This window comes from Cronobacter malonaticus LMG 23826, from assembly GCF_001277215.2.
GTDB lineage: Bacteria > Pseudomonadota > Gammaproteobacteria > Enterobacterales > Enterobacteriaceae > Cronobacter > Cronobacter malonaticus.
This window is the reverse complement of the sequence record NZ_CP013940.1, coordinates 2,597,571-2,621,099: the sequence shown is the minus strand read 5'-3', so window position 1 is coordinate 2,621,099 and position 23,529 is coordinate 2,597,571. Positions and strand designations below refer to the sequence as shown.

Below are 23,529 nucleotides of genomic sequence, written 5' to 3'. Positions count from 1 at the left end.
ACGGGTGGGCAATCTTTCGCTCGATTTTTCCGATAACACCTTTCAGCCACTGGCCGCGCGTATGCGGCCAGAAAATCTGGCGCAGTATATCGGGCAGCAGCATCTGCTGGCGCCTGGTAAGCCGCTGCCCCGCGCCATTGAGGCCGGACATCTTCACTCCATGATCCTCTGGGGGCCGCCTGGCACCGGGAAAACCACGCTCGCGGAAGTGATTGGCCGCTACGCGAACGCTGATGTGGAGCGCATTTCGGCAGTAACATCCGGCGTGAAAGAGATTCGTGAAGCCATCGAGCGCGCCCGCCAGAACCGCAACGCGGGCCGCCGCACGATTTTATTCGTCGACGAAGTGCATCGCTTTAACAAAAGCCAGCAGGACGCCTTCCTGCCGCATATCGAAGACGGCACCATTACGTTTATTGGCGCGACAACGGAAAACCCGTCGTTTGAGCTGAACTCGGCGCTGCTTTCACGCGCGCGCGTCTACCTGCTGAAATCCCTGACGGTGGAAGATATCGAACAGGTGCTGACGCAGGCGATGACTGACCGTGAGCGCGGCTACGGCGGCCAGGATATCGTCTTACCGGATGAAACCCGGCTCGCCATTGCGCAGTTGGTCAATGGCGATGCGCGCCGCGCGCTCAATACGCTGGAAATGATGGCCGATATGGCCCCAGCCGACGACAGCGGTAAGCGAGTACTGAAACCCGAACTGCTGACGGAAATCGCCGGTGAGCGCAGCGCCCGCTTCGATAATAAAGGCGACCGTTTTTACGATTTGATCTCTGCGCTGCATAAGTCGGTGCGTGGTTCAGCGCCGGATGCGGCGCTTTACTGGTATGCGCGTATTATCAGCGCAGGCGGCGATCCGCTGTATGTTGCGCGGCGCTGTCTGGCCATTGCCTCTGAAGATATCGGCAACGCCGATCCGCGCGCTATGCAGGTGGCCATTTCCGCGTGGGACTGCTTTACGCGCGTCGGCCCGGCGGAAGGCGAAAGGGCGATTGCGCAGGCGATTGTCTATCTCGCTTGCGCGCCGAAGAGCAACGCGGTCTATACCGCTTTCAAGGCGGCGATGAAAGACGCCCGTGAACGCCCGGATTACGACGTACCGGAACATCTGCGCAATGCCCCGACGAAGCTCATGAAGGAAATGGGCTACGGACAGGAGTACCGCTACGCGCATGACGAACCTAACGCCTACGCAGCTGGCGAAGACTATTTCCCCGCGGAAATGGCACAAACGCGCTACTATCACCCCACCAACAGAGGTCTTGAAGGCAAGATTGGCGAAAAGCTAGCCTGGCTTGCTGAGCAGGATCAGAAAAGCCCCACAAAACGCTACCGCTAACGCGATCGTTGCGGTAAGGTTAATCTTTGAATATCAGTGCGTCCGCAGGCTGCGGTCGCCTTTCCCTTTTCTTTTTCGATAAGCACAGGATAAGCATGCTCGATCCCAATCTGCTGCGTACCGAGCCAGACGCAGTCGCAGAAAAACTGGCACGCCGGGGCTTTAAGCTGGATGTAGATAAGCTGGTCGCTCTTGAAGAGCGTCGTAAAGTTCTGCAGGTAAAAACTGAAAATCTGCAGGCTGAACGTAACTCGCGATCGAAATCCATCGGCCAGGCGAAAGCGCGTGGGGAGGATATTGAGCCGCTTCGTCTGGAAGTGAATAAACTCGGCGAAGAGCTTGATGCGGCGAAAAATGAGCTGGATGCGCTGCTCGCTGAAATCCGTGATATCGCGCTGGCCCTGCCTAACCTGCCGGATGATGAAGTGCCGCTGGGTAAAGATGACAGCGAGAACGTGGAAGTCAGCCGTTGGGGTACGCCGCGTAAATTCGATTTCGAAATCCGCGACCACGTGACGCTGGGTGAAACGCTGGGCGGGCTGGATTTTGCGAGCGCCGTGAAGCTGACCGGCTCGCGTTTTGTGGTTATGAAAGGGCAGATTGCCCGCCTGCACCGCGCGCTGGCCCAGTTTATGCTGGATCTGCATACCGAAGAGCATGGCTATAGCGAAAACTATGTGCCGTATCTGGTGAACCACGACACGCTCTACGGTACGGGTCAGCTGCCGAAATTCGCAGGCGATCTGTTCCACACGCGTCCGCTGGAAGAAGAAGCCGACAGCAGCAATTATGCGCTGATCCCGACTGCGGAAGTGCCGCTGACGAACCTCGTGCGCGATGAGATCATCGACGAAGAGTCGCTGCCGATCAAAATGACCGCGCATACGCCGTGCTTCCGTTCTGAAGCAGGTTCTTACGGCCGCGACACCCGTGGTCTTATTCGTATGCACCAGTTCGATAAAGTAGAAATGGTGCAGGTCGTGCGCCCGGAAGATTCCATGCAGGCGCTGGAAGAAATGACCGGCCACGCGGAGAAAGTGCTGCAATTGCTCGGTCTTCCGTACCGTAAAGTGCTGCTGTGCTCTGGCGATATGGGCTTCGGCGCGCGTAAAACCTATGACCTGGAAGTCTGGCTTCCGGCGCAGGATACGTACCGCGAAATCTCTTCCTGCTCCAACATGTGGGATTTTCAGGCTCGTCGTATGCAGGCACGCTGCCGAAGCAAGTCTGATAAAAAGACCCGTCTGGTGCACACGCTGAATGGCTCTGGTCTGGCGGTAGGACGTACGCTGGTCGCGGTGCTGGAGAACTATCAGCAGGCGGATGGCCGTATTGAAATTCCTGACGTGCTGCGTCCGTATATGAAAGGTCTTGAGTTCATCGGCTAAGGTGAATTGCCCCCTCTTTTAAAAGCGCCTGCGGGCGCTTTTTTCGTTTTTACTCCGTCTCTTTTTTATCAGAATTATTGATAAATTTTTTCATCGATATCCGCGCAGTATTATTCAGCTAAATTATTATTTTTAATAGATAAAGCCAGATGTAAAACGTCAGTGCCGTAGCGGATAAATGAAGGCTATTCATCGACAGGCTGTTTCAGCTATAAAAGGCGATTTCTGGCAGATTGACTTTGGCGTTGCTGGTGGCATGATGCGCACGAATTCTTACCTTCCTCACGGTTTTATCCATGTCTATCTATACCCGGCCAGTGCTGCTTTTGCTCTGTGGCCTGCTTCTGTTGACCCTGGCGATAGCGGTGTTAAATACGCTGGTACCGCTGTGGCTTGCCCATGACAATTTGCCGACCTGGCAGGTCGGTATGGTTAGCTCATCTTATTTCACCGGCAATCTGCTGGGTACGCTGATTACCGGCGCGCTTATCAAGCGCTATGGATTTAACCGCAGCTACTATCTCGCCTCGCTGATTTTCGCCGCCGGCTGTGCCGGGCTTGGCGTGACGCTCGGTTTCTGGAGCTGGCTGGCGTGGCGTTTTATCGCCGGTGTCGGTTGCGCCATGATTTGGGTGGTCGTGGAAAGCGCGTTGATGTGCAGCGGCACGGCACGTAACCGCGGGCGTCTGCTGGCGGCGTATATGATGGTTTATTATCTGGGCACGGTCGCCGGGCAACTGATGGTTAGCAAGCTGCCGACTGATCTGATGAGCGTTTTGCCGTGGGTAACAGGCATGGTGATGGCAGCCATTCTGCCGCTGCTCTTTACCCGTATCGTGAACAGCAATACTGAGCATCAGGAAAAAACGCACGTCTGGCCAATGTTCAAGCTGCGTCAGGCGCGTCTGGGCGTTAACGGTTGCATTATCTCTGGTATCGTGCTGGGCTCGCTGTATGGTCTGATGCCGCTATACTTTAACCATCAGGGAGTGAGCGACTCCGGGATCGGCTTCTGGATGGCAGTAATGGTGAGCGCCGGGATTATCGGCCAGTGGCCGATCGGTAAGCTGGCTGATCGCTTCGGGCGTCTGCTGGTGCTGCGCGTGCAGGTGTTTGTCGTGATTGTGGGTTGTATGGCGATGCTGGCACAGGCTGCGATGGCGCCTGCGCTGTTTGTCCTCGGCGCCGCCGGTTTTACGCTTTATCCGGTGGCAATGGCCTGGGCCTGTGAAAAGGTCGAGCATCATCAACTGGTGGCGATGAATCAGGCGCTGCTGCTGAGCTATACCATCGGCAGCCTGCTGGGACCCACCTTCACCGCTATGCTGATGCAGAGCTATTCAGACAGCCTGCTGTTTGTGATGATTGCCAGCGTATCGTTTGTCTATCTGATGATGCTGATGCGTAAAGCCGGGCATCATCCTACGCCGGTGGCACACGCCTGATAACAAAACGCCCGCATGATGCGGGCGTTGTTTTTAGTACATCACTTTGTGGCCATACTGCTCAAGGATCCCTTTGACGCGCTCCATCGTCTCCTTTTTCGGTGGTTTCACGCCGTCAAGCTTATACTCTTCACCCATCGCCACCCATTTATGTTTACCCAGCTCATGATAGGGCAGGAGCTCAATTTTCTCGACGTTGCCCATATCGCGGGTAAATTCGCCCAGGCGATGTGCGGAATCATCATCATCAGACCAGCCAGGAACGACGACATAGCGGATCCAGGTTTTGATGCCTTTGGCTGAAATATATTTGGCGAACTCCAGCGTGCGGTGATTAGAGACGCCGACCAGATTCTGGTGAATTTCATCGTTCATCTGCTTGAGATCGAGCATCACCAGATCGGTGACTTCCAGCAGTTCATCAATGACCGGATCGTAGCGACGCACAAAACCGTTGGTGTCGAGGCAGGTGTGAATACCTTCTTTCTTACAGGCGCGGAACCAGTCACGCACGAATTCCGCCTGGAGGATCGCCTCGCCGCCAGACGCCGTCACGCCGCCGCCGGACGCGTTCATGAAATGCCGGTAGGTCACCACCTCTTTCATCAGTTCTTCAACCGTTATCTCTTTGCCGCCGTGCGTGTCCCAAGTGTCGCGGTTGTGGCAATAGAGGCAGCGCATCAGGCAGCCCTGAAAGAAGGTGATAAAGCGGATCCCCGGCCCGTCGACAGTGCCACAGGATTCGTAGGAGTGAATGCGACCAGTAACTGACATTGCGGTGTTATCTCCAGTTCAGGCCCGATACCACAGGGCCGGGTGAGCGCGGTCTGTGCCGCGTCGAGTCTTTTTTGCGAGATAACTGAAGTATAGTCAGTCGCCTTGCAGAAAAGGCTCATACCGGGGTGGGTTATAAGAAAGGCCCCACAAACGTGGAGCCTTCATTTTACGCATTTTCAGCCAGAGCGGGTATTACATTGTCTGAGTGAAAGTACGGGTGATGACGTCCTGCTGCTGTTCTTTCGTCAGCGAGTTGAAACGCACCGCGTAGCCAGACACGCGAATGGTCAGCTGCGGATATTTCTCAGGATGTTCCATCGCATCCAGCAGCATTTCGCGGTTCATGACGTTCACGTTCAGGTGCTGACCGCCTTCGATAGACGCTTCATGATGGAAGTAACCATCCATCAGACCCGCCAGGTTGGTTTTACGCACTTCGTCGTCTTTACCCAGCGCGTTCGGCACGATAGAGAAGGTATAGGAGATACCATCTTTCGCGTAGGCGAACGGCAGTTTAGCGACAGAAGTCAGAGAAGCGACAGCGCCTTTCTGGTCACGACCGTGCATCGGGTTAGCACCCGGGCCGAACGGTGCGCCAGCGCGGCGGCCATCCGGGGTGTTACCGGTTTTCTTACCATAAACCACGTTAGAGGTAATGGTCAGCACAGACTGGGTCGGGATAGCGTTGCGGTAAGTTTTCAGTTTCTGAATTTTCTTCATGAAACGTTCTACCAGATCAACCGCCAGGTCATCCACGCGAGCGTCGTTGTTACCGAACTGCGGGTATTCGCCTTCGATTTCGAAGTCGATAGCCAGACCATCTTCATCGCGAATCGGTTTAACTTTCGCGTATTTGATGGCGGACAGGGAGTCAGCCGCAACAGACAGGCCAGCGATACCACACGCCATGGTGCGGATAACGTCACGATCGTGCAGCGCCATCAGCGAAGCTTCATAGCTGTATTTGTCATGCATGTAGTGGATGATGTTCAGGGCGGTGACGTACTGTTTCGCCAGCCAGTCCATGAAGTGATCCATACGTTCCATGACTTCGTCGAAGTTCAGCAGATCGCCTTTGATCGGTTCAGATTTCGGGCCTACCTGCATTTTCAGTTTTTCATCAACGCCGCCGTTGATAGCGTACAGCATGGTTTTCGCGAGGTTAGCGCGAGCACCGAAGAACTGCATTTGCTTACCAACTACCATCGGGCTTACGCAGCACGCGATAGCGTAGTCGTCGTTGTTGAAGTCCGGACGCATCAGGTCATCGTTCTCATACTGCAGAGAAGAAGTGTCGATGGAGACTTTCGCCGCGAATTTTTTGAAGTTCAGCGGCAGTTTTTCGGACCACAGAATCGTGATGTTCGGCTCCGGAGACGGCCCCATGGTGTACAGGGTGTTCAGGAAGCGGAAGCTGTTTTTAGTCACCAGCGTACGGCCGTCAACGCCCATACCGCCGACAGATTCGGTTGCCCAGATCGGGTCGCCGGAGAACAGCTCATCATATTCCGGTGTGCGCAGGAAGCGCACCATACGCAGTTTCATGACCAGGTGGTCGATCAGTTCCTGGGCTTCCTGCTCGGTGATTTTGCCTGCTTTCAGGTCGCGTTCGATATACACGTCAAGGAACGTGGAAACGCGGCCGAAGGACATCGCGGCACCGTTCTGAGATTTCACCGCAGCCAGGTAGCCGAAGTAAGTCCACTGTACAGCTTCCTGAGCGTTAGTCGCCGGACCGGAGATATCGCAGCCATATTTCGCTGCCATCTCTTTGATCTGGCCGAGCGCGCGGTGCTGTTCAGCAATCTCTTCGCGCAGACGGATAGTCGCTTCCAGGTTTACGCCGTTTTCCAGATCCTGCTGCAGAGAGACAAACTGTGCGTATTTGTCTTTCATCAGGAAGTCGATACCGTACAGGGCAACGCGACGGTAGTCACCGATGATACGGCCACGACCGTAAGCATCCGGCAGACCGGTCAGTACGCCAGATTTACGGCAGTTCAGGATGTCTTTGGTGTAAACATCGAATACACCCTGGTTGTGGGTTTTACGGTATTCGGTGAAGATTTTTTTCAGTTGCGGATCCAGCTCGCGGTTATACGCTTTGCAGGAGTTTTCAACCATTTTGATGCCGCCAAACGGGATGATGGCGCGTTTCAACGGAGCTTCAGTCTGCAGGCCAACAATTTTCTCAAGAGACTTGTTGATATAACCTGCGTCATGCGAGGTGATGGTGGACGCTACGGAAGTGTCGAAGTCTACTGGCGCATGAGTGCGGTTCTCCAGTTTGACGCCTTCCATAACTTTGTCCCACAGGGTAGTGGTGGCTTCAGTTGCGCCAGCCAGGAAGGACTCGTCACCCTCGTATGGCGTGTAGTTTTTCTGGATAAAGTCGCGGACGTTGACTTCATTCTGCCAGTCGCCTTTCGCAAAACCTTCCCAGGCTGTGGCTAACTTTTCATTAAGCTCGGACATGTAACACCTACCTTCTTAAGTGGATTTTTTATTTACTGCCTGGAACAACTATCAGCGATGGTCGTCGCCACGCAGGTAAATGACCCAGTACGTCAATCCGACAAGCAACCCCCCACCGATAATATTACCAATCGTTACCGGTATCAGGTTATCGACGATGAAATTCATCACGGTCAGATGAGAAAATTGGTCTGGCGAAGCGTGGATCGCGCTCCAGAACTCCGGGCTGCCAAAGTGACGAATCACTATCCCCATCGGGATCATAAACATGTTGGCGATGCTGTGTTCGAATCCGCTGGCCACAAACATGCCGACCGGCAGAATCATAATAAAGGCCTTATCGATAAGGCTGCGTCCTGAGTAACTCATCCAGACGGCCAGACAGACCATCAGGTTGGCCAGGATGCCAAGGCAAACTGCCTCGATAAACGTATGTTCAACTTTATGCGACGCCGTTTGCAGGACGTTAAGCCCCCAACCGCCATTGGCGGTCATATACTCGCCAGAAAGCCACATCAGTAAAACAAAGAGCAGAGCGCCAATCAGGTTGCCGATATACACATTCACCCAGTTGCGCGTCAGCTGACCCCAGGTGATACGGCCGCTGGCTTTCGCGACCACAATCAGTACCGTTGAGGTAAAAAGATCGGCGCCGCAGATGACGCAAAGAATCAGACCGAGTGAGAAACAGATACCGCCAATCAGTTTGGTAATGCCAAAAGGCATTGCGGCAGCGCCGGTGGTGGCGGTGATATAGAAAACAAAAGCAATGGAAATGAATACGCCAGCCGTAATTGCCAGATAAAACGTTTTTAACGGATGTTTCGTGGCTTTATAAACGCCCGCTTCTTCAGCGACTTTCGCCATCGCAGCAGGGAGTAATGAGTCAAAAGGGTTGTCAGCTTTCACACTAACTCTCTCTTTATTTATTCGGCGAGTTGATACTAACAAAGCGTGATGGAGTAAAATTTGATATGGATCATATCTCGCCAGGTTTGCAGGACTGAAAGGCGTTTGGTTTTTACGCAATTTCAGATTAACTTTTTGATTATAAAGTAAAAAATAAATTTTAAAAATTATTAAAAGTGTTGAAAAAAAAGCGGTTTACCTCTCCCCACAAAGTGTTAATCAATATGAATTATTGGCTAAAAAAGGTAACAATCAAGCCTGGTGGATATATTTCATATTCACCAATTATTAACTCGATATTTACAATTAAATTTTCACCAGACAAATAAAAACGGGGCCGAAAACGCGCCCCGTCATATTTGCTAAACATAAGTGTGAAGCAGGTCAATTGATATGAGTTATATCAATTTCCTTGCCAAAACTTCGCTTTAGCGCGCTGAAGTTTTTCGTAGGCTGCCAGCAGCGACTGATGCGCCGGGAAGGCTTTAAGCTCGCCATCGACAGGCTGCAGACCATAGAAGGGCGCTTCGCCGCTGATGGCCGCGCTGGCCGCTTCCACCGCCTCTGCGCCATACATCCGGACAAAAGCATTCAGGTATTGCAGCGGCTCGCGCTCCTCTTCCTGCGCCAGCAGCAGAAGCGTCTGCAGGCAACGATAGTAGTTGGCGCGCCCGGCGCTGAATACCGAGGCGTTAAACTCCATGGTCCACTCGGTCCAGATCAGCGCCTGATCCAGATCGCCACCTGCCAGCGCCAGCATCGCTTTCAGCTCGCCGATGCGCAGGGTATACCAGCCGTTGTCTTTACCCGTTGCCAGGCCCAGCAGCTCGCGCACGCGGGTGAAGTCGTCATGGCCTTCTTCATCCAGCTGAGCGATCAGATTCAGATAATCTTCTTTTTCCCACTCGCTGCCCGGCAGCGCCAACAGCGTTTCGCGCAGATGGCTACCCATGTTGTTATTGGCGAGAAGCAGATCTTCTGCCGGATAGATATCGGACATGCCCGGCACAATGATACGGCAGGCGTAAACGCCCAGATGCTCGTAATCGGCGATGTAGACTTCTTTATCTTCAGCCTTAAAAATCGCCATCAGGGTAGCGAATTCTTCTTCTGTCGTACCGGCGAAGCTCCAGTCTACAAACGGGTAATCTGCGTCCTGCTTAAACATATCCCAGGAGATAAGACCGCTGGAGTCGATGAAGTGCGTCTCAAGGTTCGCATGCTCGGCCACTTCTTCATCGTCGAACGTCGGTGGCGTAAACACGTCGAGATCTTTCAGGCCGCGGCCCTGCAGCAATTCGGTGACGGTACGTTCCAGCGCCACGCCGAAATCAGGATGCGCGCCGAAAGACGCAAAGCAGGTACCGTTGGCCGGATTAAACAGCACGACGCAGATAACCGGATATTTTCCGCCAAGAGAGCCGTCGTAAGCGAAAATCGGGAAGCCTTCCGCTTCGAGCGTATTGATAGCCTCTACCACGCCCGGATAGCGCGCCAGAACCTCTTGCGGGATTTCCGGCAGGCTGATGCTCTCGGCAATAATGCGATTTTTGATATGGCGCTCAAAGACTTCAGACAGCCCCTGAACGCGGGCTTCGTTGCGGGTATTACCAGCAGACATGCCGTTGGACACATACAGGTTGCCCACAATGTTCATCGGAATATAGACGGTCTGCTCATCCGACTGGCGCGTAAACGGCAGGGCGCAGATGCCGCGCTCTTCATTACCGGATTGCAGGTCAACCAGCATACTGGCGGTCAGTTCGTTCTCCGGATCGTAAAACGCGCGCAGACGGGCATCAAGAATGCCTTCTGGCAGTTCATCACTCTGCGGGATCGGGAACCATTTTTCGTTCGGATAGTGCACGAACGGGCCGTTCGCGATCGTATCGCCCAGCCAGAAATCGGCGAAGAAATAGTTGGTGGACAGACGCTCAAAGTATTCGCCCAGCGCGGAGGCCAGCGCGGCTTTTTTGGTGGCACCTTTACCGTTGGTAAAGCACAGCGCGCACTCTTTGTCGCGAATATGCACAGACCAGACGTTCGGCACCGGGTTCAGCCAGGAGGCTTCTTCGATGTTAAAGCCCAGATCGGTGAGTTTCTGCTGGAAGCGAGCGATGGAGTCTTCCAGAGCGGCATCTTTGCCGGGGATGAAGGTTTGAGTCATGGGATCCACTTTTATCGTACGCAAAGCGCGCAATGATACGGATTTTAACCCTTCTGCGCCATCGTCCCGCCCGACGCGGCAAAAATAAATCTTGCGACTATGCTTAATGAAGATAACTCCCTGTTATGGCGTAAGAAAAATATGAAAGCTTTCGATTTGCAACGGATGGCGCTTGACAAATTTCCTCTTGAATTTCTGGGTGAAGTCGCGCTGCGCAGTCTTTACACCTTTATTCTGGTGTTTCTGTTTCTCAAAATCACCGGGCGGCGCGGCGTGCGTCAGATGTCGCTCTTTGAGGTGCTGATTATCCTGACGCTCGGCTCAGCGGCGGGTGACGTGGCGTTTTACGACGACGTGCCGCTGCTGCCGGTGCTGGTAGTTTTCGTCACGCTCGGTTTGCTCTACCGCCTGGTGATGTGGCTGATGTCCTGTAGCGAAAAGCTTGAGGATCTGCTGGAGGGCAAACCGCGCATCATTATTGAAGACGGTGAGCTGGCCTGGGAAAAACTCAACCGGGAGAACATGACGGAATTTGAGTTCTTTATGGAGCTGCGAACCAAAGGCGTGGAGCATCTGGGGCAGGTGCGACTCGCCATCCTTGAGGCTAACGGACAAATCAGCGTCTATTACTATCCCGACAAACTGGTGCGCCCGGGGCTGTCGATTCTGCCGGAGTATTGTAGCGAGCGTTTTGAACATATCCCCGAAACCGGTGATTACGCCTGTATCCGGTGTAGCGAAGTGGTGACGTTTAACGCAGGCGTCAAACCGTCCTGTCCGCGCTGCAAAAACCATATATGGGTGAAGGCAAGCACCGCGACCCGCGTCACCTGACAGCAAATTCCACCGCCAGCGGGCGCTGCGCTGGCGGATTGTGTTGTGTGATTTGGCGCACATTCCCCCCGGTGCCAGGATTAGCCGTTGCAGCCCTGTCAACGGAATGATAAAACCGATAGCCACAGGAAAAACTTATTGCTTTTAGCGTGGTGAGGGGAAATGGCTCAGGTCTACAATTTTAGTTCTGGCCCGGCGATGCTGCCGGCGGATGTGTTACGAGTGGCTCAGGAAGAGTTGCGTGACTGGCAGGGGTTAGGCACCTCTGTGATGGAAATCAGCCACCGCAGCAAAGAGTTTATTCAGGTGGCTGAACAGGCGGAACAGGATTTTCGCGATCTGCTGGAAATCCCCTCAAATTACAAAGTTTTATTCTGCCACGGCGGCGGACGCGGGCAGTTCTCCGCGCTTCCGCTGAATCTGCTGGGCGACAAAACCACCGCAGATTACGTTGACGGTGGCTACTGGGCGGCAAGTGCTGTTAAAGAAGCCAAAAAATACCTGACGCCGAACGTCATCGACGCGAAAATCACGGTTGATGGCAAACGCGCCATTAAGCCGATGAGCGAATGGCAGCTCTCGGCGGATGCCGCTTACGTGCACTACTGCCCGAATGAAACCATTGACGGCATCGCGATTAACGATACGCCTGATTTCGGCGATGCTATCGTCACCGCAGATTTCTCCTCCACCATTCTTTCTCACCCGATTGACGTCAGCCGTTACGGCGTTATCTACGCAGGCGCGCAGAAAAACATCGGCCCGGCGGGCCTGACGCTGGTTATCGTGCGTGAGGATCTTCTCGGTAAGGCGCATGTCTCTTGCCCGTCGGTGCTGGACTACAGCGTACTGAGCGAGAACGACTCTATGTTCAACACGCCGCCGACGTTTGCCTGGTATCTCGCGGGCCTGGTCTTTAAATGGCTCAAAGCCAACGGCGGCGTGGCGGCGATGGATAAGATCAACCAGCAAAAAGCCGATCTGCTTTACGGCGTGATTGATAACAGCGATTTCTACCGCAACGATGTGGCGGCCGCTAACCGTTCACGCATGAACGTGCCGTTCCAGCTCGCCGACAGCAGCCTGGACAAACTCTTCCTTGAAGAGTCCTTTGCCGCTGGTCTGCATGCGCTGAAAGGCCACCGCGTGGTGGGCGGCATGCGCGCCTCTATTTACAACGCGATGCCGCTCGAAGGGGTAAAAGCCCTGACCGACTTTATGGTGGATTTCGAACGCCGCCACGGCTAATCCTTCCGTTACGTTTCGCCCCGCGGCTGGCCGCGGGGTTTTATTCTGTTTTATCGAGACTTTTTCCATGCAGGAATCCCTGACCTTACAACCCATCGCGCGCGTGGATGGCACCATTAACCTTCCGGGCTCCAAGAGCGTTTCCAACCGTGCGCTGCTGCTGGCGGCGCTGGCGAAAGGCACCACGACGCTTACCAACCTGTTAGATAGCGACGACGTGCGCCATATGCTCAACGCGCTGAAAGCGCTTGGCGTTCACTATTCGCTTTCTGACGATCGCACCCGCTGCGAAATTCAGGGGCAGGGCGGGCCGTTTAATACGCTCGTGGAGCTGGAGCTGTTTTTAGGTAACGCCGGTACTGCGATGCGTCCACTCACGGCGGCGCTGTGCCTTGGCACAAATAACGTTGTGCTGACCGGCGAGCCGCGCATGAAAGAGCGCCCGATTGGACATCTGGTGGATGCACTGCGTCAGGGCGGCGCGGACATTACGTATCTGGAGCAGGAAAACTATCCGCCGCTGCATCTTAAAGGCGGTTTCACCGGTGGCAACGTGACCGTTGATGGCAGCGTCTCCAGCCAGTTCCTGACCGCGCTGTTAATGGCGGCGCCGCTCGCGCCGGGCAACACCGCCATTGATATCAAAGGCGATCTGGTGTCAAAGCCCTATATTGATATTACGCTGCACCTGATGAAAACCTTTGGGGTCGAGGTGGAAAACCAGAACTACCAGCGTTTTGTTATTCAGGGCGGCCAGCAATATCAGTCGCCAGGGCATTACCTGGTAGAAGGCGATGCGTCTTCTGCCTCATATTTCCTCGCGGCAGCGGCCATTAAAGGCGGCACTGTGAAGGTCACCGGTATCGGGCGTAACAGCGTACAAGGCGATATTCGCTTTGCTGACGTGCTGGAAAAAATGGGCGCGCACATCACCTGGGGCGACGATTTCATCAGCTGCACCCGCGGTGAGCTGAACGCGATCGACATGGATATGAACCATATTCCCGACGCGGCGATGACCATCGCCACCACCGCGTTGTTTGCCAAAGGCACCACCACGCTTCGTAATATCTATAACTGGCGTGTGAAAGAAACCGATCGTCTGGCGGCAATGGCTACCGAGCTGCGCAAAGTCGGCGCTACGGTTGAAGAGGGGCATGACTTCATCACCGTTACGCCGCCAGCGCAGCTGCAGTTTGCGGATATCGGTACGTATAACGATCACCGCATGGCGATGTGTTTCTCGCTGGTGGCGCTTTCCGATACGCCAGTTACGATTCTCGACCCGAAATGCACCGCGAAAACCTTCCCGGACTATTTCACGCAGCTCGCGCGCATCAGCCACGCCTCCTGAATTTACTGCTTACCCGGATCGGCAACGCGCCGTTCCGGGCATCTGCGCCCAATTCTTCTACACTCAGCCACAATGGCGGCGATATTTTGCCGGAAAGATAACAGTCTGCGGTGATGAAGCGTATAATGCGCCGCGTTCACGTTGCAGGCCTGCCATTTGTTATTGAAGGAGAAAAAGATGACGGCATCCGTCCCGGTAATCACAATCGATGGCCCAAGCGGCGCAGGGAAAGGCACGCTCTGTAAAGCGATGGCTGAAACCCTGCAATGGCATTTGCTTGATTCCGGCGCTATCTATCGGGTTCTCGCGCTGGCCGCCCTGCATCATCATGTTGATGTCGCCTCTGAAGAAGCTTTGGTTCCGCTGGCTGCGCATCTGGATGTGCGTTTCGTCGCGCAGCAGGGCGAACTGGAAGTGATTCTGGAAGGCGAAGATGTTAGCGCTGAGATCCGCACCCAGGAAGTGGCGAATGCCGCCTCGCAAATCGCTGCGTTCCCGCGCGTGCGTGAAGCATTGCTGCGCCGTCAGCGCGCGTTTCGTGAAGCACCCGGTCTGATAGCTGACGGGCGCGACATGGGAACGGTGGTTTTCCCTGATGCGCCTGTAAAAATCTTCCTTGACGCTTCCTCGGAAGAACGCGCCCACCGCCGTATGCTACAGTTGCAGGAAAAGGGCTTTAGTGTTAACTTTGAACGCCTTTTGGCCGAGATAAAAGAGCGCGACGATCGCGATCGTAACCGGCCAGTCGCGCCGTTAGTGCCCGCGCAAGATGCTCTGGTGCTGGATTCCACCAGCCTTAGCATTGAAGAGGTTATCGAAAAGGCGCTCGAATACGCCCGTGAAAAACTGGCTCTCGCGAAGTAACGCGACCGAATTTGCAGTACCCCCGTTGCAATGGAGTGACAGCGGGTATGTGAAACAACCCCACCCAGCATGATGCCAGGTGGACGTTAATTTAAAACCTGAAGATTAAACATGACTGAATCTTTTGCTCAACTCTTTGAAGAATCCCTGAAAGAAATCGAAACCCGCCCGGGTTCTATCGTTCGTGGCGTTGTTGTTGCTATCGACAAAGACGTAGTACTGGTTGACGCCGGTCTGAAATCTGAGTCCGCCATTCCGGCAGAGCAGTTCAAAAACGCCCAGGGCGAAATTGAAATCCAGGTTGGTGACGAAGTTGACGTTGCTCTGGATGCAGTAGAAGACGGTTTCGGCGAAACCCTGCTGTCTCGTGAGAAGGCTAAACGTCACGAAGCGTGGCTGATGCTGGAAAAAGCTTACGAAGAAGCAGCGACCGTTACTGGTGTTATCAATGGCAAAGTCAAGGGCGGCTTCACTGTTGAGCTGAACGGTATTCGTGCGTTCCTGCCGGGTTCCCTGGTAGACGTGCGTCCGGTTCGTGACACCCTGCACCTCGAAGGCAAAGAGCTTGAATTCAAAGTAATCAAGCTGGATCAGAAGCGCAACAACGTTGTTGTTTCTCGTCGTGCCGTTATCGAATCTGAGAACAGCGCAGAGCGCGATCAGCTGCTGGAAAACCTGCAGGAAGGCATGGAAGTTAAAGGTATCGTTAAGAACCTCACTGACTACGGTGCATTCGTTGATCTGGGCGGCGTAGACGGCTTGCTGCACATCACTGATATGGCCTGGAAACGCGTTAAGCATCCGAGCGAAATCGTGAACGTGGGCGACGAAATCACTGTTAAAGTGCTGAAGTTCGACCGCGAGCGTACCCGTGTCTCCCTGGGCCTGAAACAGCTGGGCGAAGATCCGTGGGTAGCTATCGCTAAACGTTACCCGGAAGGCACCCGCCTGACTGGTCGCGTAACCAACCTGACCGACTACGGCTGCTTCGTTGAAATCGAAGAAGGCGTTGAAGGCCTGGTACACGTTTCCGAAATGGACTGGACCAACAAAAACATCCATCCGTCCAAAGTCGTTAACGTTGGTGACGTGGTAGAAGTGATGGTTCTGGATATCGACGAAGAACGTCGTCGTATCTCCCTGGGCCTGAAACAGTGCAAAGCCAACCCGTGGCAGCAGTTCGCTGAGACCCACAACAAAGGCGATCGCGTTGAAGGTAAAATCAAGTCTATCACTGACTTCGGTATCTTCATCGGCCTGGACGGCGGCATCGACGGTCTGGTTCACCTGTCTGACATCTCCTGGAACGTGGCTGGCGAAGAAGCCGTTCGCGAGTACAAAAAAGGCGACGAAATCGCTGCCGTTGTACTGCAGGTTGACGCAGAGCGTGAGCGTATCTCTCTGGGCGTTAAACAGCTCGCAGAAGATCCGTTCAACAACTACGTTGCGCTGAACAAGAAAGGTGCAATCGTTACTGGTAAAGTAACCGCAGTTGACGCGAAAGGTGCTACAGTTGAATTAGCAGACGGCGTTGAGGGTTACCTGCGCGCTTCTGAAGCTTCCCGTGACCGCGTAGAAGACGCGACTCTGGTTCTGAGCGTTGGTGACGACGTTGAAGCTAAATTCACTGGCGTTGATCGTAAGAACCGCGTTGTGAGCCTGTCTGTTCGTGCGAAAGACGAAGCTGACGAGAAAGATGCAATCGCTTCTGTTAACAACAAACAGGAAGAAGGCAACTTCTCTAACGCAATGGCTGAAGCATTCAAAGCAGCTAAAGGCGAGTAATTGCCTTGACAGATTACAGGTTCCGGCCTGTAATCAGACACTAAGGGCGGCTTTGGCCGCCCTTGTTCGATGGTAGCTGTAAGACAATTTTCCTGAATGGAAACCGGAGGAAACATGACCAAGTCAGAATTAATCGAAAGACTTGCAAGCCAGCACTCCCATATCCCGGCGAAAGCGGTGGAAGATGCGGTTAAAGAAATGCTGGAACATATGGCCTCTACCCTTGCCCAGGGCGAGCGTATTGAAATCCGGGGTTTCGGCAGTTTCTCCTTACACTATCGCGCACCACGCACCGGGCGTAACCCGAAAACAGGTGATAAAGTCGAACTGGAAGGTAAATACGTTCCACACTTTAAGCCGGGTAAAGAACTACGCGACCGCGCCAATATTTACGGTTAAGTTTTATCGCTTAACCTTGCAGAGAACGGTACTTACGGGTGCCGTTTTTTGTGTCTGTTACACCACTTTGCGAGTCATCTCGACCTGTTTTCTGCAAGATCCGCAATCTCTTAAATTCCTCTCAGCACGTCTCGTAAATCTGCCACGCTCTGCCTGACAACACTGCTTTTCAGCCGCACACTCCGTTGTAACAAGGAGGTGTCTGTGATCCCGTTGCCCGCGTTGAGCCTGTGCGTTATGGCTGGTCTGTCGCCGCTGCTGTTTATGCCCACATTGCCCCCTGTCTCACAGATAGCCGGGTTAACGGTCATGTCGTCGCTGGCACTTTTTCTGCAATACCGCGCCGTGCGGTTTGTAGCGCTGACGCTGCTCTTTCTTTGCTGGGGGCTGCTCGCCGCGAAACAGGCCATGCTGCCGTATACCCTGCTAACGGGAAAAACGCACCAGGTAGAAGGTGTGATTACAGGTACTGACGGCGCGACCACACACCAGATCAAAATTATCCGGTTAAACGTCGAGCGGGTGTTTCCGGCAGCCGGTGCGGTACTGCAGGACGCTTATTTACCGCAAAAGGTATGCTCAGGTCAGCGCTGGTTAATGACGCTTCGCCTGCGGCCCGTTCACGGGCAGCTCAATGAAGGCGGCTTTGACAGCCAGCGTTACGCCTTGTCTCAGCATTTGCCGCTGACCGGGCGCGTTGTGGCTGCGCAGTTGCTTAACGAGGAGTGCAGCTTTCGGGCGCGTTATCTGGCCTCTTTCAACCAGCAGATGACGCCATTTACCTGGCGGCCCGTGATGCTGGCGCTCGGTTTCGGCGAGCGTATCGCGTTGACGGATGATGTCAAACGGCTGCTACGGGAGACCGGCACCGCACATTTAATGGCCATCTCAGGGTTGCATATTGGCTTTGTGGGAACGCTGGGCTGGGCGCTGGCGCGGTTACTGCAACTGTTACTGCCTGCACACCGGGTGGGCTACCGGTTTCCCTTGCTGGCGATGGTGGCTACCGCTGCTTTCTATACCTGGCTTTCCGGAAGTAACCCGCCTGCTGTCAGAACGTTTATAGCCATATCGGCCTGGTGCGCGCTGCGCCTCTTTGGCAGGCAGTGGACGCCATGGCAGGTCTGGGCGTGCTGCGTGGCGGCTATCCTCTTTTACGATCCTGTGGCGATATTATCCGAAAGCCTCTGGCTCTCGGTGTTTGCCGTGGCTGCGCTGATTTTCTGGTATCAGTGGGTGCCGCTACGCGCAGAAGGGCGCTGGCGTCCATTGAAAAGTTTACTGCATCTGCAATGCGGTATGACGCTCCTTCTGCTGCCGCTGCAGCTATGGCTGTTTCACGGCCTTAGTCTGACATCGCTGCTGGCGAATCTGGTGGCAGTGCCTGTCGTCACTTTCGTCGTTGTTCCGCTGGTGCTGGCCGGTATGGTGTTGGATCTGGTGCACCTGATCTGGCTGGAGCAGGGGGCAGGGCTACTGGCCGACAGAACGCTGGCGTCGCTTTTCTGGTTACTGCGAGAACTGCCTCCCGGATGGCTGAGTCTGGACAGGCGCTGCCAGTGGCTGGCGTTCGCTCCCTGGCTTATTGTTATGGCGTGGAGAGCACGCTGGCATCGAATGTCGCCAGCAACCTGTGGTATCTCACTCGGGCTACTGACGTGGCCCTTCTGGCATAAACCGGCTGATGATGCATGGCGGATGCATATGCTGGATATCGGGCATGGTCTGGCTATCGTTATTGAACGCCACGGCAGAGCGATACTTTATGACAGCGGTAACGCCTGGCCAGGTGGCGACAGCGCGCAGCAGACCATCATTCCCTGGCTGCGATGGCACCATCTCAAGCCTGAGGGCATTATCATAAGCCATGAGCATCTCGATCACCGCGGCGGCCTGGAGAGCCTTTCCCGTATGTGGCCGACGATGTGGATCCGCAGTTCGCTTCACTGGGCCGGTCATATCCCTTGCGTAAAAGGCACGCACTGGCGCTGGCAGGGGTTAATGTTTACGGTTCACTGGCCACCCCAAAATTATCAGGAGCGAGGCAACAACCGCTCTTGCATTGTAAAAGTGGATGACGGTGAGCACAGCGTCCTGCTGACTGGCGATATTGAAGCCTCCGCAGAGTTGGCTATGCTCAAAAACCAGTGGCAACAGATTCAGGCGGATATTCTTCAGGTGCCTCACCATGGCAGCCGTACTTCATCGACGCCGACGCTCTTATCGGTAGTGAATGGCAAAGCGGCGCTGGCATCGGCATCCCGTTACAACGCCTGGTGGTTACCTTCTGTAAAAGTGGTGAAACGCTACCGGGAGCACCATTATCAGTGGTTTGATACGGCACACGCCGGGCAGCTTTCTGTCTCTTTTTCACCGGGGCAATGGAAAATCGAGGGGTTAAGAGAACAGATTTCGCCTCGCTGGTATCATGAGTGGTTTGGCTCACCTGCTGAATACAGGTAGAATATGCGGCTATTTCAACGAAAGCTGGTTTTTTGAATGCATAACGATAAAGATCTCTCCACGTGGCAGACCTTCCGCCGTCTCTGGCCGGTGATTGCGCCCTTTAAAACGGGTCTGATTGTGGCTGGGGTAGCGTTAATACTCAACGCAGCCAGCGATACCTATATGCTATCGCTACTTAAACCGTTACTGGATGATGGTTTCGGTAAAACCGATCGCTCAGTGTTGCTTTGGATGCCGCTGGTGGTCATTGGGCTGATGGTTTTGCGCGGCATCACCAGCTACATTTCCAGTTATTGCATCTCCTGGGTTTCCGGGAAAGTCGTCATGACGATGCGCCGCCGTTTGTTTAATCATATGATGGGCATGCCCGTCTCTTTCTTTGATAAACAATCTACTGGTACGTTGCTCTCCCGTATTACCTACGATTCCGAGCAGGTCGCTTCATCCTCTTCCAGCGCGCTGATTACCGTCGTGCGTGAAGGGGCGTCGATCATTGGCCTGTTCATCATGATGTTTTACTACAGCTGGCAGCTTTCGCTGATCCTGATCGTACTGGCGCCCATTGTGTCGCTTGCGATCCGAGTTGTGTCGAAACGCTTTCGCAGCATCAGTAAAAATATGCAGAACACGATGGGCCAGGTGACGACCAGCGCAGAGCAGATGCTCAAAGGCCATAAAGAAGTGCTGATTTTCGGTGGCCAGCAGGTTGAGGGCGAACGCTTCGCGAAGGTCAGCAACAAGATGCGTCTGCAGGGCATGAAAATGGTCTCGGCCTCGTCGATTTCCGACCCGATTATTCAGCTGATTGCGTCTCTGGCGCTGGCGTTCGTGCTCTATGCAGCAAGCTTCCCGAGCGTCATGGAAACCCTGACGGCAGGTACCATCACCGTCGTGTTTTCTTCCATGATTGCCCTGATGCGTCCGCTGAAATCGCTGACTAACGTCAACGCCCAGTTCCAGCGTGGGATGGCTGCCTGTCAGACACTGTTCGCTATTCTCGACAGTGAGCAGGAAAAAGACGAAGGCACTCGTGTCATCGAACGTGCGCAGGGGAATCTCGAATTCCGCAATGTCACCTTTACCTATCCGGGCCGTGAAATTCCGGCACTGCGTGATATCAACCTGTCCATTCCCGCCGGGAAGACGGTCGCGCTGGTGGGGCGTTCAGGCTCCGGTAAATCGACGCTCGCAAGCCTTATTACGCGTTTCTACGATATCGATAGCGGCGAGATCCTGCTGGATGGGCATGACCTGCGCGACTACACGCTCTCATCGCTGCGTAACCAGGTGGCGCTGGTCTCGCAAAACGTGCACCTGTTTAACGACACTATCGCCAATAACATTGCGTATGCCCGCACGGATGTCTACAGCCGTGAAGCAATAGAAAAAGCCGCCCGTATGGCTTATGCGATGGATTTCATCAATAAGATGGATAACGGCCTGGATACGGTCATCGGCGAAAACGGCGTACTGCTTTCCGGTGGCCAGCGTCAGCGTATCGCTATTGCCCGTGCACTACTGCGCGACAGTCCGATCCTCATTCTTGATGAAGCGACCTCAGCGCTGGATACCGAGTCCGAACGCGCGATTCAGGCGGCGCTGGATGAACTGCAAAAGAACCGCACGTCGCTGGTTATCGCGCATCGCCTTTCGACTATCGAACAGGCGGACGAAATTGTGGTTATCGAAGACGGACGCATCGTGGAGCGCGGGAATCATACCGAGCTTCTGGAACAGCATGGCGTCTATGCGCAGCTCCATAAAATGCAGTTTGGTCAATGATCGAGCGCATCTGGTCAGGCCGTTCGCCGCTATGGGTACTTCTGCTACCGCTTTCCTGGCTGTATGGCCTCATTAGCGGCGCGATTCGCCTGAGCTACCGGCTGGGCTTACGTAAAGCCTGGCGCGCTCCTGTGCCGGTGGTTGTGGTAGGGAATCTTACCGCAGGCGGCAATGGTAAAACGCCGGTGGTGGTCTGGCTGGTAGAACAACTGCACCAGCGAGGCGTACGCGCAGGCGTGGTCTCCCGCGGTTACGGCGGGAAAGCGGCGCATTATCCGTTAGTGCTTAGCGCAGCTACCACGCCTGCGCAAGCAGGCGACGAGCCGGTGCTTATCTACCAGCGCACTGGCGCGCCCGTGGCGGTATCCGCCAATCGCGCGCAGGCGGTGCAGGCGCTTATCGATAACGCCGGGCCGCAAATCATCATTACCGATGATGGTCTTCAGCACTACGCGCTGGCGCGCGATAAAGAAATCGTGGTGGTTGATGGCGTGCGCCGTTTCGGCAATGGCTGGTGGCTCCCGGCAGGCCCGATGCGTGAGCGCGCATCCAGGCTTAAGCAGGTTGACGCGGTCATTACTAATGGCGGAGAAGCGCGTTCTGGCGAAATCGCCATGCAGTTGAATCCCGGGCTTGCAGTTAACTTGCGAAGTGGCGAAAAGCGGCCAGTCAATACGCTTCACAATGTCGTGGCGATGGCGGGTATCGGCCATCCGCCGCGCTTTTTCGCCACGCTTGAAAAATGTGGCCTGACGCCCGTCAAAACGGTAAGCCTCGCCGATCATCAGGCGCTTAGCGAAGCCGACGTGCTGGCGCTGCGTAGCGAAGGCCAGACTCTGCTGATGACGGAAAAAGACGCGGTGAAATGTCGCGCTTTCGCTCATGATGACTGGTGGTATCTGCCGGTAGACGCGACGCTCGCGCAGCCGCAAGCCGATCAATTACTGAAGGACATTCTCGCACTGGTGCGTTAAAAAGATGCGCCAGCCATAGCGTACGGGAGCTGATATGTCTGGAGTGCATCTTTCTTTGCGTGCGGCGCGCCATCTTCATCTTGCCGCGCAAGGGCTGTTGAAAAAGCCGACGCGGCGCGCACGTCCTGCTGACATCCTCGCCACCATCACCCGCATGTCTCTGCTGCAAATCGACACGATCAATATTGTGGCGCGCAGTCCGTATCTGGTGCTTTTCAGCCGTCTCGGCAGTTATCCGGGGCGCTGGCTGGATGAAGCGCTGGCGCGCGGCGAGCTGATGGAGTACTGGGCGCACGAAGCCTGTTTTCTGCCGCGCAGCGATTTCCCGTTATTTCGTCACCGTATGTTGAAGCCGGAAAACATGGGCTGGAAATACCGTGCCGCATGGATGGAAGAACACGCGCAGGAAATCGGCGAGCTGATGGCGTTTATCGAGCGCAACGGCCCGGTACGCTCGGCGGATTTTGAGCATCCGCGTAAAGGTGCCAGCGGCTGGTGGGAGTGGAAACCGCATAAAAAGCATCTCGAAGGGCTGTTTACCGCAGGGCAGGTGATGGTGGTAGAGCGGCGCAACTTTCAGCGGGTCTACGATCTCACCACGCGCGTCCTGCCCGAATGGGATGACAGCCTGCATCTGATTGACCAGGCGCAGGCCGAGGCGCAAATGCTCGCTAACAGCGCGCGCAGCCTCGGTATTTTTCGCAGCGCCTGGCTTGCCGATTACTACCGGTTGCGCAATGTCGCCATCGGCCCGCTATTGCAGGCGTGGCAGGAAGAGGGAGTTGTGGTGCCGGTTGAGGTTGAGACGCTCGGGCCGATGTGGTTGCATCATGCGCTTCTGCCGCTGCTTGAGCGAGCTGTGGCGGGCAAACTCACCGCTACCCACAGCGCGGTGCTTTCGCCATTCGATCCGGTCGTCTGGGACCGCCGCCGTGCGGAAGATTTTTTTAACTTTTCCTACCGCCTCGAATGTTATACGCCTGCGCCAAAGCGCAAATATGGCTATTTCGTCCTGCCGTTGCTGCACAAAGGCGCGCTGGTAGGGCGAATGGATGCCAAAATGCATCGCCTGCAAGGATCGCTTGAAGTGATCGCGTTATACGCAGAAGAGGGCGTATCGTTCACCGCAGGCGTTATAGCCGGATTGCGGCAGGCTATCGCCGATTTCGCCGCCTGGCAGGGCGCAACCAGGGTGATTTTCCGCCAGTTGCCTGCTCCGCTCGCGCAGGCGTGGGGCGAGGGCTGGGAAATTGACCCCGCGCCGGAAACGCATGTGATATCCTCAAAAGATTAATACCACCGGTCCATCAGGAG

General features: G+C 54.9%; 17 protein-coding genes. 13 read left to right on the top strand and 4 right to left on the bottom strand.

Annotation, left to right across the window (positions count from 1 at the left end; all coding sequences use genetic code 11):
• Positions 1 to 4: 4 nt before the first annotated feature.
• The 3 genes from rarA (at position 5) to AFK66_RS12365 (ending at position 4,181) form a co-directional block, all read left to right on the top strand.
• Positions 5 to 1,348 carry a replication-associated recombination protein RarA gene (gene rarA, locus AFK66_RS12375; protein WP_023899058.1) on the top strand — a complete coding sequence of 448 codons (1,344 nt, stop codon included), beginning with the start codon at positions 5 to 7 and terminating at the stop codon, positions 1,346 to 1,348.
• 95 nt (positions 1,349 to 1,443) lie between these two features.
• Positions 1,444 to 2,736 (top strand): serine--tRNA ligase, encoded by a 1,293-nt coding sequence (serS, locus tag AFK66_RS12370; protein ID WP_007782500.1) that lies wholly within the window; start codon positions 1,444 to 1,446, stop codon positions 2,734 to 2,736.
• Positions 2,737 to 3,032: 296 nt separating this feature from the next.
• The gene (locus AFK66_RS12365) at positions 3,033 to 4,181 is read left to right on the top strand and encodes an MFS transporter (protein WP_007782504.1); all 1,149 of its coding nucleotides are present in this window, start codon (positions 3,033 to 3,035) and stop codon (positions 4,179 to 4,181) included.
• Between the two features lie 33 nt (positions 4,182 to 4,214).
• On the opposite strand, the gene pflA is transcribed toward AFK66_RS12365, so the two are convergent.
• The 4 genes from pflA to ycaO all read right to left on the bottom strand — a co-directional run bounded on the left by pflA (position 4,215) and on the right by ycaO (position 10,509).
• Positions 4,215 to 4,955 carry a pyruvate formate lyase 1-activating protein gene (pflA, locus tag AFK66_RS12360; protein WP_007782507.1) on the bottom strand — a complete coding sequence of 247 codons (741 nt, stop codon included), beginning with the start codon at positions 4,953 to 4,955 and terminating at the stop codon, positions 4,215 to 4,217.
• A 195-nt stretch (positions 4,956 to 5,150) separates the two neighbouring features.
• Complete coding sequence (gene pflB / locus AFK66_RS12355) at positions 5,151 to 7,433, bottom strand: formate C-acetyltransferase (protein ID WP_007782508.1); 2,283 nt, start codon at positions 7,431 to 7,433, stop codon at positions 5,151 to 5,153.
• Between the two features lie 51 nt (positions 7,434 to 7,484).
• The gene (focA, locus tag AFK66_RS12350) at positions 7,485 to 8,342 is read right to left on the bottom strand and encodes a formate transporter FocA (protein WP_004387359.1); all 858 of its coding nucleotides are present in this window, start codon (positions 8,340 to 8,342) and stop codon (positions 7,485 to 7,487) included.
• 403 nt (positions 8,343 to 8,745) lie between these two features.
• Complete coding sequence (ycaO, locus tag AFK66_RS12345) at positions 8,746 to 10,509, bottom strand: 30S ribosomal protein S12 methylthiotransferase accessory factor YcaO (protein WP_007782512.1); 1,764 nt, start codon at positions 10,507 to 10,509, stop codon at positions 8,746 to 8,748.
• Between the two features lie 141 nt (positions 10,510 to 10,650).
• Here ycaO and AFK66_RS12340 point away from each other — a divergent pair, with 141 nt between their 5' ends.
• From AFK66_RS12340 to AFK66_RS12295, 10 genes are all read left to right on the top strand, one after another.
• Positions 10,651 to 11,343 carry a DUF421 domain-containing protein gene (locus AFK66_RS12340; RefSeq protein ID WP_032968748.1) on the top strand — a complete coding sequence of 231 codons (693 nt, stop codon included), beginning with the start codon at positions 10,651 to 10,653 and terminating at the stop codon, positions 11,341 to 11,343.
• 162 nt (positions 11,344 to 11,505) lie between these two features.
• Positions 11,506 to 12,591, top strand: a complete 1,086-nt coding sequence (serC, locus tag AFK66_RS12335) for a 3-phosphoserine/phosphohydroxythreonine transaminase (protein ID WP_007782516.1) — start codon at positions 11,506 to 11,508, stop codon at positions 12,589 to 12,591.
• Positions 12,592 to 12,658: 67 nt separating this feature from the next.
• Positions 12,659 to 13,945: a 3-phosphoshikimate 1-carboxyvinyltransferase gene (aroA, locus tag AFK66_RS12330; RefSeq protein ID WP_023899055.1), complete on the top strand. Its 1,287-nt coding sequence runs from the start codon at positions 12,659 to 12,661 to the stop codon at positions 13,943 to 13,945.
• A 177-nt stretch (positions 13,946 to 14,122) separates the two neighbouring features.
• Complete coding sequence (gene cmk / locus AFK66_RS12325) at positions 14,123 to 14,809, top strand: (d)CMP kinase (protein WP_014729209.1); 687 nt, start codon at positions 14,123 to 14,125, stop codon at positions 14,807 to 14,809.
• Positions 14,810 to 14,920: 111 nt separating this feature from the next.
• A complete protein-coding gene (gene rpsA, locus AFK66_RS12320) occupies positions 14,921 to 16,594 on the top strand; it encodes a 30S ribosomal protein S1 (RefSeq protein WP_004387354.1) in 1,674 nt (557 codons plus the stop codon).
• A gap of 114 nt (positions 16,595 to 16,708) precedes the next feature.
• A complete protein-coding gene (gene ihfB, locus AFK66_RS12315; RefSeq protein WP_004387353.1) occupies positions 16,709 to 16,993 on the top strand; it encodes an integration host factor subunit beta in 285 nt (94 codons plus the stop codon).
• A gap of 237 nt (positions 16,994 to 17,230) precedes the next feature.
• Positions 17,231 to 19,456: a ComEC family protein gene (locus AFK66_RS12310; RefSeq protein ID WP_050500435.1), complete on the top strand. Its 2,226-nt coding sequence runs from the start codon at positions 17,231 to 17,233 to the stop codon at positions 19,454 to 19,456.
• Positions 19,457 to 19,492: 36 nt separating this feature from the next.
• Complete coding sequence (msbA, locus tag AFK66_RS12305) at positions 19,493 to 21,241, top strand: lipid A ABC transporter ATP-binding protein/permease MsbA (protein ID WP_007782525.1); 1,749 nt, start codon at positions 19,493 to 19,495, stop codon at positions 21,239 to 21,241.
• A complete protein-coding gene (lpxK, locus tag AFK66_RS12300; RefSeq protein ID WP_007782526.1) occupies positions 21,238 to 22,215 on the top strand; it encodes a tetraacyldisaccharide 4'-kinase in 978 nt (325 codons plus the stop codon). Before msbA ends, lpxK begins: the two co-directional genes overlap by 4 nt.
• A gap of 34 nt (positions 22,216 to 22,249) precedes the next feature.
• Positions 22,250 to 23,509, top strand: coding sequence for a winged helix-turn-helix domain-containing protein (locus tag AFK66_RS12295; RefSeq protein WP_007782528.1), 1,260 nt, complete (start codon positions 22,250 to 22,252; stop codon positions 23,507 to 23,509).
• Positions 23,510 to 23,529 lie beyond the last annotated feature (20 nt).